The organism is Aquabacterium sp., from assembly GCF_036273115.1.
Classification (GTDB): domain Bacteria; phylum Pseudomonadota; class Gammaproteobacteria; order Burkholderiales; family Burkholderiaceae_C; genus Aquabacterium.
Genome location: NZ_DASUIN010000027.1, coordinates 19,678 through 36,796, shown reverse-complemented (window position 1 = coordinate 36,796; position 17,119 = coordinate 19,678). Strand labels below are relative to the sequence as shown.

General features: G+C 60.4%; 15 protein-coding genes. 7 read left to right on the top strand and 8 right to left on the bottom strand.

The genetic code is table 11. From position 1 onward, the window contains the following. Positions 1–19: 19 nt before the first annotated feature. On the bottom strand, positions 20–1,138 hold the full coding sequence (locus VFW72_RS11870; RefSeq protein WP_329674513.1) for an efflux RND transporter periplasmic adaptor subunit: 1,119 nt from the start codon (positions 1,136–1,138) through the stop codon (positions 20–22). Between the two features lie 130 nt (positions 1,139–1,268). Here VFW72_RS11870 and VFW72_RS11865 point away from each other — a divergent pair, with 130 nt between their 5' ends. Continuing rightward, a complete protein-coding gene (locus VFW72_RS11865; RefSeq protein ID WP_329674512.1) occupies positions 1,269–2,153 on the top strand; it encodes a squalene/phytoene synthase family protein in 885 nt (294 codons plus the stop codon). 1 nt (position 2,154) lies between these two features. Here the strand turns inward: VFW72_RS11865 and VFW72_RS11860 are convergent, their stop codons facing one another. Beyond that, complete coding sequence (locus VFW72_RS11860) at positions 2,155–3,303, bottom strand: TIGR03790 family protein (protein ID WP_329674511.1); 1,149 nt, start codon at positions 3,301–3,303, stop codon at positions 2,155–2,157. Between the two features lie 133 nt (positions 3,304–3,436). Between VFW72_RS11860 and VFW72_RS11855 the strand changes: the two genes are divergently transcribed. Further along, positions 3,437–4,177 carry an IclR family transcriptional regulator gene (locus VFW72_RS11855; protein WP_329674510.1) on the top strand — a complete coding sequence of 247 codons (741 nt, stop codon included), beginning with the start codon at positions 3,437–3,439 and terminating at the stop codon, positions 4,175–4,177. Positions 4,178–4,278: 101 nt separating this feature from the next. Here the strand turns inward: VFW72_RS11855 and pbpG are convergent, their stop codons facing one another. The 6 genes from pbpG to VFW72_RS11825 form a co-directional block, all read right to left on the bottom strand. Then, positions 4,279–5,472, bottom strand: a complete 1,194-nt coding sequence (gene pbpG / locus VFW72_RS11850; protein ID WP_414638795.1) for a D-alanyl-D-alanine endopeptidase — start codon at positions 5,470–5,472, stop codon at positions 4,279–4,281. 117 nt (positions 5,473–5,589) lie between these two features. Beyond that, positions 5,590–7,131, bottom strand: coding sequence for a 2-isopropylmalate synthase (locus VFW72_RS11845; protein WP_329674509.1), 1,542 nt, complete (start codon positions 7,129–7,131; stop codon positions 5,590–5,592). Between the two features lie 202 nt (positions 7,132–7,333). Beyond that, positions 7,334–8,185 (bottom strand): CDP-diacylglycerol--serine O-phosphatidyltransferase, encoded by an 852-nt coding sequence (gene pssA / locus VFW72_RS11840; protein ID WP_329674508.1) that lies wholly within the window; start codon positions 8,183–8,185, stop codon positions 7,334–7,336. Continuing rightward, positions 8,182–8,829, bottom strand: a complete 648-nt coding sequence (locus tag VFW72_RS11835; protein ID WP_329674507.1) for a phosphatidylserine decarboxylase — start codon at positions 8,827–8,829, stop codon at positions 8,182–8,184. Before VFW72_RS11835 ends, pssA begins: the two co-directional genes overlap by 4 nt. Then, on the bottom strand, positions 8,826–10,130 hold the full coding sequence (locus VFW72_RS11830; protein ID WP_329674506.1) for a mechanosensitive ion channel family protein: 1,305 nt from the start codon (positions 10,128–10,130) through the stop codon (positions 8,826–8,828). The genes VFW72_RS11835 and VFW72_RS11830 overlap by 4 nt, the downstream gene beginning before the upstream one ends. Before the next feature lie 30 nt (positions 10,131–10,160). Next, complete coding sequence (locus VFW72_RS11825) at positions 10,161–11,096, bottom strand: histone deacetylase family protein (protein WP_329674505.1); 936 nt, start codon at positions 11,094–11,096, stop codon at positions 10,161–10,163. A 76-nt stretch (positions 11,097–11,172) separates the two neighbouring features. Here VFW72_RS11825 and VFW72_RS11820 point away from each other — a divergent pair, with 76 nt between their 5' ends. From VFW72_RS11820 to VFW72_RS11800, 5 genes are all read left to right on the top strand, one after another. Then, positions 11,173–12,114: a MoxR family ATPase gene (locus VFW72_RS11820; RefSeq protein ID WP_329674529.1), complete on the top strand. Its 942-nt coding sequence runs from the start codon at positions 11,173–11,175 to the stop codon at positions 12,112–12,114. Continuing rightward, positions 12,111–13,181 (top strand): DUF58 domain-containing protein, encoded by a 1,071-nt coding sequence (locus VFW72_RS11815; protein WP_329674504.1) that lies wholly within the window; start codon positions 12,111–12,113, stop codon positions 13,179–13,181. The genes VFW72_RS11820 and VFW72_RS11815 overlap by 4 nt, the downstream gene beginning before the upstream one ends. Continuing rightward, positions 13,178–15,289 (top strand): transglutaminaseTgpA domain-containing protein, encoded by a 2,112-nt coding sequence (locus VFW72_RS11810; RefSeq protein ID WP_329674503.1) that lies wholly within the window; start codon positions 13,178–13,180, stop codon positions 15,287–15,289. Before VFW72_RS11815 ends, VFW72_RS11810 begins: the two co-directional genes overlap by 4 nt. 216 nt (positions 15,290–15,505) lie before the next feature. Further along, positions 15,506–16,492 carry a lytic murein transglycosylase B gene (gene mltB / locus VFW72_RS11805; RefSeq protein ID WP_329674502.1) on the top strand — a complete coding sequence of 329 codons (987 nt, stop codon included), beginning with the start codon at positions 15,506–15,508 and terminating at the stop codon, positions 16,490–16,492. Positions 16,493–16,731: 239 nt separating this feature from the next. Beyond that, a complete protein-coding gene (locus VFW72_RS11800; protein WP_329674501.1) occupies positions 16,732–17,073 on the top strand; it encodes an H-NS histone family protein in 342 nt (113 codons plus the stop codon). Positions 17,074–17,119: the final 46 nt, after the last annotated feature.

Here is a 17,119-nt window from a genome sequence, read left to right as displayed (position 1 = left end):
GTACCAGTTCCTTCAACCATCAGGACTTGTTGCCAGCTTGGGTGGGCTGCTGATAGCGACGCACCTTTTGTCCGGGATTCAGAACATGGGCACCTGCCACCACAATCTCCTGCCCCGGCTTGAGGCCCTTGGTCACCAAAACGACATCGCCTACGATGTCTCCTGTCGTCACCACCTGGGGCTGCACGGTGTAGGTCTGCGGGTCTAGGGTCCAGACGACTGATTTGCCCCCGCGTTCGGCAACGGCATGCAGAGGCACGCGAACGCCTTCGCGGTTGTTCAATGCGGCAAGCACCTTGACGCTGGCGGTCTGCCCCAACTCGAAGCCGTCGGTACCCACGTCAGCCTTGACCTGGAAGGTGCGGCTCACAGGGTCAGCTGCCGCAGCCATTTCGCGGATCGTGGCGCGCACCCACCGATCCGTTCCCCACGCGCGAACCTCAACCGCATTCTTTTTGCCAACCAAGGCACGCGTGGATCGGGCCTGACTTTCGGGTACGGCAAAAACAGCATCGCGGGGCCCATTGAGTGCCAGGACAAAAACGGGTTGCCCCGGCGCCACGACCTGCCCAGGCTCCACATCCACAGCGGTAATGACCCCCGCAGCAGGCGCCGTGAGCGCGGCGTACGCAGTCTGATTACCCTGAACCCCAGCTTGGGCTCGCGCCTGCTTGAGAGCGGACTCGGCAGCCTTGGTCATGGCGGCATGACGCTCCAACTCCGCTGCGCTGATGAAACCTTGCGCTTTCAACTCGGTGAAGCGCTTGAGGTCTGCCGCAGCCTGAGCCGCGTTGGCCTCGGCAGCAACGACCCCAGCGCGAGCGGCCTCCTGCCCCAATTGCAGATCTTGCGGATCCAATCGAGCCAGCACCTGACCTTCCTTGACCGACTGCCCCAGCTCCACGTTACGGGCAGACACCTTCCCCCCCACACGGAAGCCCAGGCGCGACTCTTTGCGCGCATGGATATCGGCAGCGAACTCACGATCCAGGCTCCCCCCTGTTTCGGACAACACCACTGTTTTGACCGCCCGAACCGGGGCCTCGGCTACCGGGGCCTTCCCGCATCCAGCCATCGAGGTGATGACCGCAGAGACCACCGCCGCCAGGGCCACTTTTTGCCAGCGTGAATTCGTCATGTCCTAACTCTTGTTGTTGGTTCAGCGAGCCGACATCCTAACTGACTCGCGGGTCAGTAATGTATGCACCCTGCCACGCCCTGTCAATTCAACTATTGAGACAATAGCGGCTGACGTTTTCCTATTTCCCATGTCCGACCACAGCCTCGCCCCCCAGAACACTGGGCTACACCAACTCCCCCCACTTGGCAGCTCGCTGTATTACGCGCTCCACATGGTCCCTTCGGCGCACAGAGCCCTGATGCGCGACTGGTGGCATTGGTGGCATGAAATCAGCTCGATCCCCTTCAATGTGCAAGACCCCGGCGTTGCCGAGGCCAAGTTGACCTGGTGGGATCAGGAAATCCAGCAAGCCAGCGGAGGCCAGGCAAGCCACCCTTTGACGCAATCGATGTTTTCCGGCCGCTCCGCACAGGGGCGTGAGGCGCGCCTGCCCGAACTGCCACTGTGGCGCAGCCAGATCAACGGACAGATCAACCTCGTCCACCAGACCCGCTGGCTTGATGCCGCCTCACTGGAATTGCACGTAGACCAGACCACAGGATCTGCCGCCGAGGGATGTGCGGTGATCCTGGGGGCCCACAGCCCGCAAGCCAGGCAAGCCGCACGCAGCCTGGGAATCGGCTGGCGCCAGATTCATCAACTGGCGCGTCTGGGGCAGGACGCCAGAGCGGGCTGGGTTCATGTGCCCGTCAACGTGCTTCAGGAGCACAACGTGAAGGCCCACGAACTGACAAAGCCCGCGCCCCAAGCCGGCCCCAACTTCCCCAAGTTGCTCGACTCCCTGAGCGCATCAGCCTCCAGTCGCATCAAAGACGCGTTACAGGCCATTCGGAAACTCCCACGAGCGGAACGCAAAGCGATGCGTCCGCTCGTCGCACTCAGCTGGATGCAACTCGCCTTGCTGAGAGAAATCCAGAACAGCCAGGACCGAATCCTGCACGAACGTCTGCTGCTCACACCTCTCAAAAAATGGTGGATCGCAACCCAGGTTCGGATCGGCTGGCTGAGCTGAATCAGCGACCGAAAGGCGCCGCCAACGGCTCCCCGATGAAGAGCCCCTGCTGGGGCCACTGCACGCTTTTCCAATAAGCCTCAATGGCCGTGGCCCCACCGGCATAAAACAGCAACAAAGCCTGTGGGTGCGGAAACTTCTGCAAATGGGCACAGGGCTCGCTGGTGGTACCGTAAGAGGCCGTCGCACCCGCATCAATCCAGGCCAGTGCGCTCATTTGTCCCAGTGGGTTGTCGAGCATCCCGCCAAATGAGGTGAGGTGGTCGGCCAAAGCGCCGGGAACAAATTCGACAGTCGACAAACCATCCACTCGATCTCGACCGGTCAGGTACATCAGCACCCGATCTGCTCCGACCAGGGCATCAACCTGATCGAGGTGCACATCAAGCCCGAGGGATGGCACCCGCCCCTCCGGCGGGAACAGCACCTGTCGGCGGCTGCGTACCGCATCTGATGTCGTCACAAAGTGCACATTGACCGCCGGCGCCCCCCTGAGGCCCAGCGTGCCGTCAGATTTCACACCTCGATCGATCATTGCCTGCGCCTGCCCGGCATCGCGCGCAGCCAGCAGCATGGACAGGCGCTTGCCGTGGTCCTTGTAAGGCTGACTGCTTGATGAACCAAAGTAGGAAGACACACGACTGGCCGCGCAAGTCTGCTTGCACAACTGCGCGTCAAACCCCATGGTCAGGGCGCCAGTGATCGAATTGCAGTCCACTGCGTAGGGCGCGCGCCAAGCCAGCGCCAGCGCCTGCACTTTGGTGCCAAAAAAGGCATCGACCTTGGTGGCCAGTTCCTCGAACTCCGCACGCGTCAAAACAGATTTGACTGGCAACGCCAATCGCAACACGTGATCTGGATCGATTCCGCGAGCCTTGATGTAGTACTCGCCAACCTGAACCGAATACGGGTCATCGGTGTTGATCACCACCCCAAGGTCATTGGCTTTCAATCGCCCATACACCTTCTGCACGGAAGCCCATCGCCTGACCAGCACCGGCGCTGATGGTGCCGCCGCGGGCGCCACGGCGGCGACAGCCCCGCCCACAACCCGATGCGTCTCATCGGCTGACGGTCTTTGGGCCCCAACGAGCATCGACGCGCAAGCCAGGCCCAATCCAGCGATCCATTGAGGCCAGCACTTCAACATATTCTTCATAAACGTCAGGAAATTCCTCAATGCATACAAAGGGCACCCGGAATGGCACTCAAGCCCTGGATTATTTCGCCGATTGAGCGGGGATCCCATCTACCAAAATGGGTTCTCACTGAGGAAAACCCCGATGAGTGATTCCACTGCTTCCACTTCGATCCAGGTTCTGAGCCGAATGTTCGCCTTGCTCGACACCCTCGCCCATGAAGGCGATGCCGTGTCGTTGAAGTCGATCAGCGAACAAACTGGACTCCACCCCTCTACGGCGCACCGTATCCTCAACGATCTCGCCGTCGGCAGACTGGTTGAACGATCAGGCCCAGGCAGTTATCGACTGGGTCTGAGGCTTCTCGAGTTGGGCAATCTGGTCAAATCCAGACTGGACGTGCGCGATCTCGCTGTCAAGCCCATGCAGGAGCTGCACAAACTGACCGCTCACCCCGTTTCGCTCTTTATTCGTCAGGATGACGATGCGCTTTGCATTGAACGCACCGTCGCCGAGCGAAATGGCGTGCAGGTCACGCGGGTGATGGGGCTGCGCGTGCCACTCACCGCCAGCGCAGCAGGTAAGACCTTGTTGATCGGAGAGTCAGGCAACGCACTTGCCAGCCTGGCGTCAGCTCAGAACACCCGACTGGAAGGTCTGCAGGCTGAACTGAATGCGATTCGCCAGAACAATCTGGCTCACGATGGCGATGGGCATGACCCAGCCATTCAGATGGTGGCGGCCCCGATTTTCAACGACCTAGGGGAAGTGGTGGCCAGCCTTGCGCTCAATTCGCCTGTGAGTCGCCTGACGCCCGAATGGAGTGAAGCCCTGAAAGGCTCGGCACAACGCATCTCAACACAAATGGGCTGGCAGGCACGCTGAAAGCGGCCACAAGCCCCAAAAAGAAAGGCCTCCTTGCGGAGGCCTTTTTTCCTGGCCAGATCGATCGCAGGCCAAACGGCACTGCTGAGACCTGGGAACGATCAGGATGTCGTCTTCTGGGCGGCGAAGCCACTGACCGCGTTGCGCTTGGACGCCACTTCGATCCAACGACGCACGCGCTCGGCATCCGCCTGACGCGAGTATTTCCCGGCGGAATCCAGAAAGACCATGATGAACTTGCGCCCAGCCATGCGTGCCTGCATCACCAGGCAACGACCCGCTTCGACGATATAGCCCGTCTTTTGCAGACCGATGTCCCAGGAAGGGCTGCGCACCAGGCTGTTGGTGTTATGGAACTGAACCTGACGCGACCCGACACGGGCGGTGTATTCATGAGACGTGGACAGCTCGCGAATCAGCGGCTGCTGATAAGCAGCCTTGACCAGAACCGCCAGATCCTTTGCGCTGGACTGGTTGCGGCTGTTGAGCCCAGTTGGATCAACATAGCGGGTGTCAGTCATACCCAAGGCGCGGGCCTTGTTGTTCATGGCCGTGATGAAAGCACTCAGGCCACCGGGATAGGTACGCCCCAGTGCGTGAGCTGCACGGTTTTCCGACGACATGAGCGCCAGATGCAACAATTCGCCACGTGTCAGCGTGCTGCCTACGGCGAGACGAGAACTGCTGTTCTTTTCCGTATCAACGTCTTCGGCAGTGACCGTGATCATCTCATCCATCGACAGTCGCGCATCGGTGATGACGGTCGCCGTCATCAATTTGGTCAGCGACGCGATGGGCAATACCGCCTCAGAATTCTTGGCAAACAAGACCTCGTTGGTATCTTGGTCGACCACCAAGGCTGCGCTCGACTTCAGATCGAGTGGGTCATTGGTGCGATGCAAGCCGTACAGCTGGCCAAAGGAAGCGCCAGAGGCGCCCGATGCCGCCGCCATGCTGCTGGAAGGCGCCGTAGCGACTTTGCCGGCCAGCAGTGCAGGCGCATTGACCTCGACGGGTTTGAACTCAGGCACCGCCGCGGCAACCGGCACGTAGGCTGCGCGAACCACGCGACCGGGACGAGCGGCTTTGCTCACCTTGCGAGCGGGAGCAACCGCCGCTTTGCGAACGGCGACAGGCGCCTTGGCACGGGCTTTGACAGGGGCTTTCGACTTGGCAACGGCGCGGGGCTGAGCCTTCGCCCGGGTTGCTGCTTCAGCAGTTTGCGCCGGCAGAACCAGACTGGCCGACATCACCGAAGCCACAACGACTGCCAACCAGTTATTTTTAAACTTCATGCGTGTCACAGATACAGCCCTTTCCTTACACGGCAAGTGTAACAAAAATGCGCACAAGATCAAGGACTTACGCGCTTTTTGTAAAGTGAGCTTGCCGATTTCGCCCACGCTTCAGGGTCAACCCTGAGCCGCCACCTTTTCCGAATCGCTGTACAACTTATTCAACGCAGAGAGATAGGCTTTGGCTGACGCGACAACAATGTCAGGATCGGCCCCGACGCCGTTGACCACACGCCCACCCAATTGCAGACGCACGGTCACTTCACCTTGAGATTCTGTGCTTCCCGAGGTGATGGCATTCACGGAGTAAAGGACGATTTCTGCGCCACTTTTCACGACAGCCTCGATTGCCTTGACCGTCGCATCAACTGGGCCATTGCCCTCACTGGCCGACTTGTGCTCTTGACCGCCAGCAGCGAAGACGATTTCAGCCTGAGGACGCTCACCCGTTTCGGAGCGCTGAGACAAGGCCACCAGGCGGTAATGCTCCTGCTCGCTGGTGACGCTTTCGTCACCCACCAGAGCAATGATGTCTTCGTCGAAGATTTCGCTCTTGCGATCAGCCAGTTCCTTGAACTTGGCAAATGCGGCGTTGACTTCGGCTTCCGATTCCAGATGGATGCCCAACTCTTCCAGGCGTTGCTTGAAGGCGTTGCGACCAGACAGTTTGCCCAGCACGATCTTGTTGGCGGCCCAGCCCACGTCTTCTGCGCGCATGATTTCGTAGGTATCGCGAGCTTTCAGCACGCCATCCTGGTGAATGCCTGAGGCATGAGCAAAGGCGTTGGCCCCCACCACAGCCTTATTGGGCTGAACCACAAAGCCCGTGGTTTGAGAGACCAGCCGCGAAGCCGGCATGATCTGAGTGGTGTCCACCCCAACGTCCAGGCCAAAGTAATCGCGACGGGTCTTGATGGCCATGACCACCTCTTCCATCGCGCAGTTGCCGGCGCGCTCGCCCAGGCCGTTGACTGTGCACTCGATCTGACGAGCGCCGCCGATCTTGACGCCAGCCAGCGAGTTGGCCACAGCCATCCCCAAGTCGTTGTGGCAGTGAACCGACCAGATGGCCTTGTCAGAGTTGGGCACCTTCTCGCGCAAGGTCTTGATGAAGTTGCCATACAACTCGGGAATGGCGTAACCCACCGTGTCAGGAATATTGATGGTGGTGGCCCCTTCGGCAATCACGGCCTCGCAAACGCGAGCCAGGAAGTCGATTTCGGAGCGGTAGCCGTCTTCAGCCGAGAACTCGACGTCAGCCGTCAGGTTGCGGGCGAAACGCACAGCTTGCTTCGCCTGCTCCAGGACTTGCTCGGGAGACATGCGCAATTTTTTCTCCATGTGCAACGGACTGGTCGCAATGAAGGTGTGAATTCGCCAGGAGTTAGCAGCCTTGAGCGCTTCAGCAGCGCGGGCGATATCGCGATCGTTGGCACGGGCCAGCGAACACACGGTCGAATCTTTGATGACCGATGCGATGGCCTTGATGGCCTCGAAGTCGCCATTGGAGGCAGCAGCAAAGCCGGCTTCCATGACGTCGACCTTCATGCGCTCGAGCTGACGCGCAATGCGCAGCTTTTCTTCACGCGTCATGGAAGCGCCAGGCGACTGCTCGCCGTCGCGCAAAGTGGTGTCGAAAATGATGAGCTTGTCGGTCATGATGATCTTTCCTGAAAACAAAACGGCCCGCGGGCTATGGTGCTAGCGGGCCGTGATGCGGTACTACAAAGTACAGACGTGTGCGATCAGCGCGCCCTTGGCACTCCTAGGAGTAGTAGAGGGAAGTGGCTGAAATTCGTCATGGAGAAAATATAACACGGTGCTTCGGCCTGAAAACCGGCATTAACACTGGAAAAAACTATCAGCGATGTAGGCCGGCTTCATCGGGCTCGTCGGTGGAGGTGGAAATCACGCTGACGGGCTTGCCCTTCATGCGCTTCCACACATACACGCCATAACCCGACAGCCCATAAAACACGAACACACCGAACAGCACGATGGGCGGATGAATCGTGATCACGGCAATGCCCAAGGCGATGGCCACGACCGCAATGAAGGGCACAGTGCGGCGGAAGTTCACATCCTTGAAGCTGTAGAACGGAACGTTGGTGACCATGGTCAGGCCCGCGTACAGGGTGAAGCCAAAGGCCAGCCACACCATCCACGGCAGTGATTTGGCGCTTTCACCGATGTCGGTCACGACCCAGATCAACCCCATCACCAAGGCCGCCGCTGCGGGGCTGGGCAAACCTTGGAAGAAGCGCTTATCGACCACGCCAATGTTGGTGTTGAAGCGAGCCAGACGCAAAGCTGCTCCGGAGCAATAGACAAATGCGGCAATCCAGCCGGCCTTGCCCATGCCTTTGAGTGCCCATTCATAGACGATCAGGGCTGGCGCCGCGCCGAAGGAGACCATGTCGGACAGGCTGTCCATTTGCTCGCCGAAAGCGCTCTGGGTGTTGGTCATGCGCGCAACCCGGCCGTCTAGGCTGTCGAGCACCATGGCGCAGAAAATGCCGATGGCGGCCTGCTCGAACCGACCGTTCATGGCCATGACGATGGCGTAAAAGCCACCGAATAGCGCAGCCAGGGTGAACAAGTTCGGCAGGATATAGATGCCTTTGCGACGCGGACGAGGCGCATCATCGACATCGTCGATCAGGACATCGGCGGCCCGGGGGGTACCGCTTTGAGAAAGATTGTGATCACTCATGTTGTAGGCAGGGTCGCCAATATGGTGGTGGTGGCAGAGACTTTGTCGCCGGGAGCCACATTCAGAACCGCATCGGTGGGCAGATAGATGTCAACGCGCGAGCCCAGGCGGATGAACCCAAAACGCTGTCCGCGCATCAAGGTATCGCCCGGTTTGACATGACACAGTATGCGTCGGGCGACGAATCCAGCGATCTGCGCCAGCGTCACGACGCGACCATGGGAGTCAATCACCAGCGCATTGCGCTCGTTGTCCGAGGAGGCGCTGTCGAGGCTGGCATTGAAGCAGCGACCGGGATGGTAATGCACCTGTCGCACCACACCGTCGACGCTGGCCCGATTGGCATGCCCACGAAACAGCGTCATGAGAACACTGATCCGAACGGCATCGCGTTGGGCATAGGGGTCGTGAGCCGGTTCAATTTTGACCACGCGACCATCGGCTGGCGACAACACGGCGCCCGGCAAGGCAGGCACCGCGCGCGGCTCTTCGCGGCCGCGGTGAATCACCCAGGCCAGGGTGAGCCAGGACAGCGCGGCCAACCAGCCAGGGCCGGCCAGGAAGGTGACGGCAAGCGCAGCAGCCAACGCGAGCGTGAGATCGGGCCAGCTGTCTCGCGCCGCCGGAGGTAGCGAAAGATTCATCGTGCGGCGGAGGATACCTCATGCGAAGACGCCTGACGCACCACCCTTTGCGGGAAGGGGATGTCGACCCCCAGTTCGTTGAGGGTACGCAAAACGGCCATGTTGACGTCTGAACGCACGGACATTTGCCCATTTTCAGGGTCAACGATCCAGAACGCGATGGTCAATTCCAGGCCGTCTGCCGCAAAGGCACTGAGGTGTACTGCTGGCCCTGGGTCTTGCAGTACACGAGGCACCTCAGCGATGGCGGCTTTCAACGCAGGAAACAACGTATCCAGTTGGGCCCCGTACTCGACCTGCACGACGGTGGTCAACATGAGCTTGGTGTCGGCCAGTGAGGCGTTTTCGACACGCTGGGTCATCAGCACCTCGTTGGGCACGATGGCCTCGCGCCCCCCCGAGGAGCGCAGCACGGTGTAGCGGGTGTTGATGTCGGTGATGCGGCCTTCAAAGTTGTCGACCTTGACAAGGTCGCCAATGCGCAAACTGCGCTCAGCCAGGATGACAAAGCCACTGACGTAGTTGGCAGCGAGCTTTTGCAGGCCGAAACCCACCCCCACACCCACAGCCCCGCCCAACACGGACAACGCGGTGAGATCGATGCCGGCCACAGACAGGGCCATGATCAAGCCCAGGGTCAGCAAAAGGGCTCGGATGGCATTGGCGGCGATTTTGCGCAAAGACAGGTTGTCCCCCGCCCCCTTCAGCAGCCGCGACTCAATGGCCGAGGACAAGGACAAGGACAGAATCAAAACCAGTACCGCGCTGAGTGACCCCTCGATGAGGTTGCGCACCGAGACTCTGGATGCCCCCAGCTTGAAGGTGATGGCATCCAGTTCCTCAAGAATGAGAGGCAAAGCGCCAGTGATCCAGAGAACCGTTCCCAGCCAAGCCAGCCAGGACACCGTTCGCTCGACCACCTTGACCGCCTGCGACGCAGGGAAGGCTGCCTTGAGAACCTTGACGGTGAGCCGAATGACTGCCAAAGACACCAACACCGGAATGGCGACTCGAAAGACCGCCATCGGCAATTCGTCGATGAAGACACGCCTGAGCCCAATCGACAAGAGCAAGGCCAGCACGGGAAACAGCACGCCGTCGACCACATGCTCACCAAACCATACCGAGCCGGCCGAAGACTGGCGCCCCCGCCAGAAACGCACCACCAACCAGGCTAACCCGAGACAAACGGCCAACAGGCCCGCTTCGATCAGGGCCGAGCGTTCGTGCAGATGGCCCCATAGCGCCGCCAACTCATCGGCGGTCAGGGGGCGAGTCGAATGGTCGGGTACAGATGTCATTCAAAAAGCAGGGCCAACCCGAGGACGGGCTCAGCCTTCGATCAAGGTACGGACATGGGCCGCCACACTGCGGGCCAGGGAGCTGAGGTTATACCCCCCCTCCAGGCAAGACACGATGCGGCCGCTGGCGTGGCGGTTGGCGATTTCCATCAATTTTGCCGTGAGCCAGACGTAGTCCGATTCCACCAGCCCCATGCCGCCCAAATCATCTTCCTTGTGGCCATCAAAACCCGCGGAGATGAAAATCATCTCGGGCTGGAAATGGTCCAGCCTATGCAGCCAGTAGGCCTCGACCACTTCGCGTACGGTTTTGCCATCACTGCGTGCAGGCAGGGGCACATTCACCATGTTGGCGGCAGCGCATTCAGCTCCGCTGAAAGGGTAGAACGGATGCTGGAAGAAACTCAGCATCAGGACTCGGTCGTCACCGGCAAAAATGTCTTCGGTGCCGTTGCCATGATGCACGTCGAAATCGACGATGGCCACACGGCTCAAACCTCGCACATCCAGGGCGTGGCGAGCCGCCACTGCCACGTTATTGACGAAACAAAACCCCATGGTGTGGTTGCGCGGCGCGTGGTGACCGGGGGGCCGGATGGCGCAAAAGGCGTTGTCCAGGCGCCCGTCGATCACAGCGTCAGTGGCCGCCACAGCGGCCCCGGCCGATCGCCACACGGCCGATCGAGTCCCAGGACAGGCCCAGGTGTCGGGGTCGAGCGCCCGGGTGTCGCCGGTTTCCTCCAGCTGCCGCAAAAAATCATCCAGGGTGAGGATGTAGTTGAGGTCGTGTGCCAGCGCCAGATCAGACTGCGCGACCAGTGGGACCTCTTGAGGAATCATCAAGGCATCCAGGCCCTGTGCCCGCAATTGATCTTCAATGGCGCCGATTCGCTCCGGGCACTCGGGGTGGCCCGCCCCCATTTCGTGAGACAAACAATCGGGATGTGAGAAATAGCCTGTTGCCATGGGTCAGAAAGGGGCCGCACGCGTAGCCGGTTTGGGTTATGGTGGCGAAATGCTTCGCAACGACTTGCACAACGTCATGGCGTCTGGCGCCACCTCCGCGCACAAGGCATCTCAGATTGTTCAGCTCATTGATCAGGTTAGCACGATCATTGTGGGCAAACGCGATCAGGTCACCCTGAGCGTGATCTGCCTTCTGGCTGGAGGGCATCTGCTGATCGAGGACGTTCCCGGTGTGGGAAAGACCACGCTGTCTCAGGCCTTGGCCCGGTCTTTGGGTTTGAGCTTTTCACGGATTCAGTTTACGGCTGACCTCCTGCCAACCGACTTGATCGGGGTCAGCGTCTATGAACGACAGAAAGAAGCTTTCGTCTTTCATCCAGGACCGGTTTTTGCCCAAGTGCTGCTGGCCGATGAAATCAACCGAGCAGGCCCCCGCACGCAGAGTGCTTTGCTCGAAGCCATGGAGGAGCGGCAAGTCTCGGTCGAGGGGGAAACCCGTCCACTGCCCTCGCCTTTCTTCGTGATCGCCACGCAGAACCCTTCGGAACAACTGGGTACCCACCCGCTACCCGAGTCGCAACTGGACCGATTCGCCATGCGACTGTCGCTGGGCTACCCCGAGCCGGCTGCCGAGCGCGCCTTGCTGACAGGCGAAGACAAGCGTCTGTCGCTACAGCAGATTCGACCATTGATGAGCCAGACGGAATGGCAGCAATGGCAAGACCGAGTCTCAGGCATTCACGTATCTGACAACCTGCTGGACTATCTGCAGGCCTTGCTGACAGCCACCCGCGATGGCAGTTGGTTTGCCCAGGGGCTCAGCCCCCGCGCCGGACTGTCGTTGCTGAGGCTGGCCAAGGCCCGAGCCCTCGTACTTGGACGCGGGCATGTTTCCCCCGAAGACATTCAAGCCTTGTGGGTTCCCGCCGTGGCGCACCGCTTGATGCCTCTGCCCCAAAGTGGCCGCAGCGCAGCGGCTCAAGCCCGCGTGCTGCTGGAGTCGACGCCGGTTCCATGAGCCAGCCCACAGCAAACCAGCGTCGAGCAGACCAGCCCGGCTGGGCGCAACCCTGGCATGTTTGGTGGCGGAATTGGTGGGAAGCCCGCCTCCCCCGCCAGGATCAGCTCACACTGACTCAGAAAAACCTCTACATCCTGCCCAGCAAGGCTGGATGGGCATTTGCTTGCGTGTTCATGGTGTTGTTGCTGGCGTCCATCAACGAGCAGGTCAATTTGGGCTATGCCTTGAGCTTCATGCTGGGCGGCGCTGCCCTGGCTGCGCTGTACCAGACGCATGCCAATTTGCACGGGGTGTCAATGCGCTTGCTGCCCCTGCGTCATGTGCATGCCGGCGACGTATTGAGCCTGCAGGTGGTGCTGAGCAACCAGCATCGCAAGCAAGGTCGACTGGGCTTGCTCATTACCGCAGGCCCGCGAGCACCAGAGGGCACACGACAGGGGCCGGGCTGCCCACAGGATGTGGAGCTCGCACCCGGCAGCGACTCGACAGTGGAGTTGGACGTGGCCACACACCAACGCGGCTGGCTTGTGATTCCTCGCATCACCATCGAAACGCGATACCCGCTCGGTCTCTTTCGAGCTTGGGGCTATTGGCGCCCCCACGCACGAGCGCTGGTCTGGCCCGCTCTCGACCCCCATGCACCGCCCTTGCCAGACTCCATCGGGGCACAGCAGTCGGAGGCAGCCAGAGAACACGCGCGCCATGCTGAGTCCATGCCCGAGGGCTTGCGCGACTACCGACGCGGTGACCCTCTGCGCTGGATTGCCTGGAAAAAGTCCAGCCATGCGCTGGCCTCCGGCAGCGGTCTGGTCACACGAGAGGCCATTTCTGGGCGAACGCCTGACCTGAAGCTGGATTGGCATCTCACGCCCGGCCTGCAAGGCCTGGCAGTGGAAGCTCGCCTGAGCCGACTGGCCACCTGGCTACTGGAAGCAGAACAGCGCGCGCAGGAAGAGGGTCAGTTGTATGGCCTCGTCCTGCCGGATCAGGTCATTGAATGCGACCGCGGACCGCGGCATTTGCGGCACTGCCTGGATACCCTGGCCATGTGGGGGCACAAATGAGGGCCACACGACCGGCATTGGCGCTGAGCCGGGAAGGCCGCGACACGCTCTGGCTGCTGGCGGTGCTGGCTTTGAGCATCTACCCACATGCGGGCCATTTGCCTGGGTGGTGTCTGGTGGGCGTGACCGGCGCACTGGCATGGCGAGCCCACCTGGCGATCAATGATGGCGCCCTGCCCCCGCGTTGGACTTTGCTGGTGGCGCTGGGCATCAGTGTGGCCCTCACCTTTTTGAGCTTCAAATCGATTTTCGGACGTGAAGCAGGCGTCACGCTGGTGTCGGTACTGGCGGGCTTGAAAACTCTCGAGTTGCGCGCGCGTCGCGATGCCTTCGTGATCACCGCGCTGGGCTTCTTCCTGATCCTGACGCAGTTCCTGTTTTCTCAGAGCATTGTGACGGCGCTCATGATGGGCCTGGTGTTCTGGGGGTTGTTGACCTCTTTGGTGCTGGCGCAACGCCCGCTGTATCGTCCCACCATCTGGTCGGCCATGAAGGCGGCAGGCAAGACCATCTTGATGGGGCTGCCGGCGATGCTGCTGCTTTACCTGCTGTTTCCTCGGATCGGACCATTGTGGACGGCACCATCAGATGCCCAAGCCAGCATTGGCTTGTCGGATCAACTGACCCTGGGCCATGTGGCCGAACTGGCACAAGACGATGGCATTGCCATGCGCTTGAAGTTTTCGGGCCTGGTCCCCGCCCCAGCACAACGCTATTTCCGTGGCCCCGTGCTCGAGTTGTTCGATGGTCGCAACTGGGTGACTCGCAAGCCCATGGGGCAACATGCGCCAGCCGACTTCGACCTGAACGCTGTCAGAGTGCAGGGAGACCCCATCGAATACGAAATGACCTTGGAGCCAACTCGGCTCAATATCGTGCCGGTCCTAGAGGGCACCCTATCTCTTCAGGCCAACACCTTGGGCATCGGGGCCCCCACCCGGCAAGGACTTCTGTGGTCAACGCCGGCACCCGTTCGGGAGCGAACGCAATGGGCCGCGCAGGCATGGCCTCGGTTCGAGTCCGGGCCTAAATTGCCGTCCCCTGAATTGGTCGATTTGCTGCAACTGCCTCCAGGCCTCAACGTACGCACCACCCAATGGGCTGTGTCATTGCGCCGATCGTTCGATAGCGCGACGTCTCCCAGAACCCTGTCGCAGGCGGTGATGAATCACATTGCGTCTCAGGGCTACTCCTACACACTGAGCCCCGGCGACTCCCCCACCAACGACGACGGCGAGTTGGAGCGCAACCTGATCGACCGCTTCTGGATGGACCGCAAAACGGGCTTTTGCGAACATTTCGCCACGGCTTATGTGGTGGTCATGCGGGCTATGGGCGTGCCCGCGCGAGTCATAACCGGCTATCAAGGCATGGAGCGCAACACCGTCGATGGACTCTGGGTGGTACGCAACAACCACGCTCATGCGTGGGCAGAATTCTGGCAACCCGGCGAAGGCTGGGTGCGCGCCGACCCGACGGGGGCGGTTTCACCCGACCGCATTCAGCTCAGCCAATCGCTGCCTCGCCCAAGGCAAGGTTTGGGCCGGGCCCTGCCCCCGTTCGACTCGCCGCTGTTGAAACATGCCAAAGCTTTTCTCGAAGCCAGCAACCACCGCTGGAACGTGTGGGTGCTGGAATACTCCCGCGGACGGCAGTTGGAACTGCTGGAGAACTGGGGCTGGAAGTCGCCAGACTGGGTCGCGCTGATTCGCTTGTGCGCCACGGTGATGGCCGCGCTCAGTGCGCTGGGCATCGGCTGGCTTTGGTTGAATCGTCCCAAACAGGCTCGCACGCCTTGGCAAAAATACCAAAACCGCATCGACCGGGCTTTGCGAGACTGCGGCCTGCCTGCCCCAGAGAACAGCCCCAGCCCCGCACCGGCCCTGGCGTGGCATCGACGCCTCAGCGCCTGGTCAGGCAACTCGGCCGAATCGGATCTGGTTTTCCAACTGCTGGAGGAACTGCAGGCGCTCGACGCCCTGCGCTATGGGCCGTCTTCGCCCCCGGGAGCCAACATGCGAGAGGTCAAACAACGAGTTGCCCGAATCGAACAATGTGCCCGCCAATGGCGTCAGATCAAAGCGAGAGGGCAAACTCGGGCACACTGACTGCTCTGCATCTGCCCCACTGTCTGATTCATGCCCCGCACTCATCTGCGCCGCAGCCGCTACCGATTAGCCTCCCTGACCAGCCTGGCTCTGACACTTTTGCTGAGCGCCTGCGCCTCGAGGCAAGAGACATCCAAAGCCCCAGGTATCAATGAGGGCGCATCAGTCCCCTCGCCTTCGACGCAAGATGGCACGCCGACGCCCCCGGCACTGACCATGTCCCCAACATTGTCGGTTCGCAGTAAAAGCCCACCGCGCAACGGCTCAGACTATGGTCAACGCGAAGACGCGAGAGCTTTATCGCAAGCGCTAGCGCAAAGCCTGGGCATGCCCCCCGAGTGGGTCTGGAATCAACTCTCGCAAGCCCGTTATCGAGAAACGGTGACTCGACTGATCATGCCCGCCGCCAGCAGCACGGCAAAAAATTGGGCGGCCTACCGCAGCCGATTTGTCGAACCGGTTCGCATTCGTGCGGGGCAGGCGTTCTGGAAGGCTCAAGCAACAGAGCTCAAGCGCGCAGAACAGCAATTCGGTGTCGCCGCATGGGTGATCGCCGGGGTACTGGGTGTTGAAACCATCTATGGACGGCAAACCGGCAATTTCCGGGTGCTGGATGTGCTCGCCACACTGAGCCTGGACTTCCCCAGCGGCCGATCAGATCGCAGCGCATTTTTCCGCAAGGAACTCGGAGAGTTTCTGAAACTGTGCCAGGAACAAGGTCTGGACCCCCAAGCTGTTCAAGGCTCCTATGCAGGCGCCATTGGCTGGCCTCAATTCATGCCCAGTTCAATTCGTCGATACGCGATAGATTTTGACGGCGATGGCCGCATTGATTTGCAACGCAGCCCAGTTGACGCGATCGGCAGCGTGGCCAACTACCTGGCTGCGCACGGTTGGCGAACAGGCGAGCCAGGCTACTTCGAAGTGACGCCCCCCACCGATGCGAATGCTCTGGAGAAACTGCTGGCCCCAGATATCGTTCCGACCTTCACGGCGGATGAAATGCAGGCCATGGGAGCCGTATTGCCGCGAGAAGCGCGAGAACATTCCGGCAAGCTGGCGTTGGTTCAATTACTCAACGGAAACGACACCCCCACCTTGGTCCTGGGAACTCAGAACTTTTACGCGGTGACACGCTACAACCAGTCCAGCTATTACGCCCTTGCCGTGATTCAACTCGGCCAGACAGTATCTGCGCCATAGCGCATTGTGGAATAAGCGTGCTCGAGAATTTTTGCTTTTAATTGCCACACGGGCAATTTTCCAGTTATTGGCCAGAGAATGGGGGCTTGCAGAGTATTTCGTTGCAAGCCCAATTTTTTTGTGTATAGAATTCGGCCTCGGCAGTCATCGGAATGCAGCGCGGGAAATTCAACTCGCACCCCTGCCGTGAAGACACACCATAAAGTATTAGCGCCCCGCCGGGCAACAAAGGACACTCCATGAGCAACTACCAGGACCTTCTGGCAAAAAAGGCAGCATTGGAAAAAGAAGCTGCTGATCTGGAAAAGCAGTTGCAAGATGCCCGCCGTGCTGAACGTGCCGGCGTGATCGCCCAGATCAAATCCCTGCTGGCTGAACACGGCCTGACCGTAGCCGACTTGGGCCTGAAGACCACCGGAACCGGTAAAGCCGCCGGTACCTCGGCCAACGCTGGCCGCAAGGTTGCCCCCAAGTATCGCAATGCTGCCACCGGCGAAACCTGGACAGGTCGTGGCCTGCAGCCGAAGTGGGTTCAAGCCGCGATTGCCTCCGGCAAGAAGTTGGAAGACTTCGCCATCTGAGTCGTTGAAACTCTTTGCCACCAACTGGTGGCAACAAAAAGGCCGG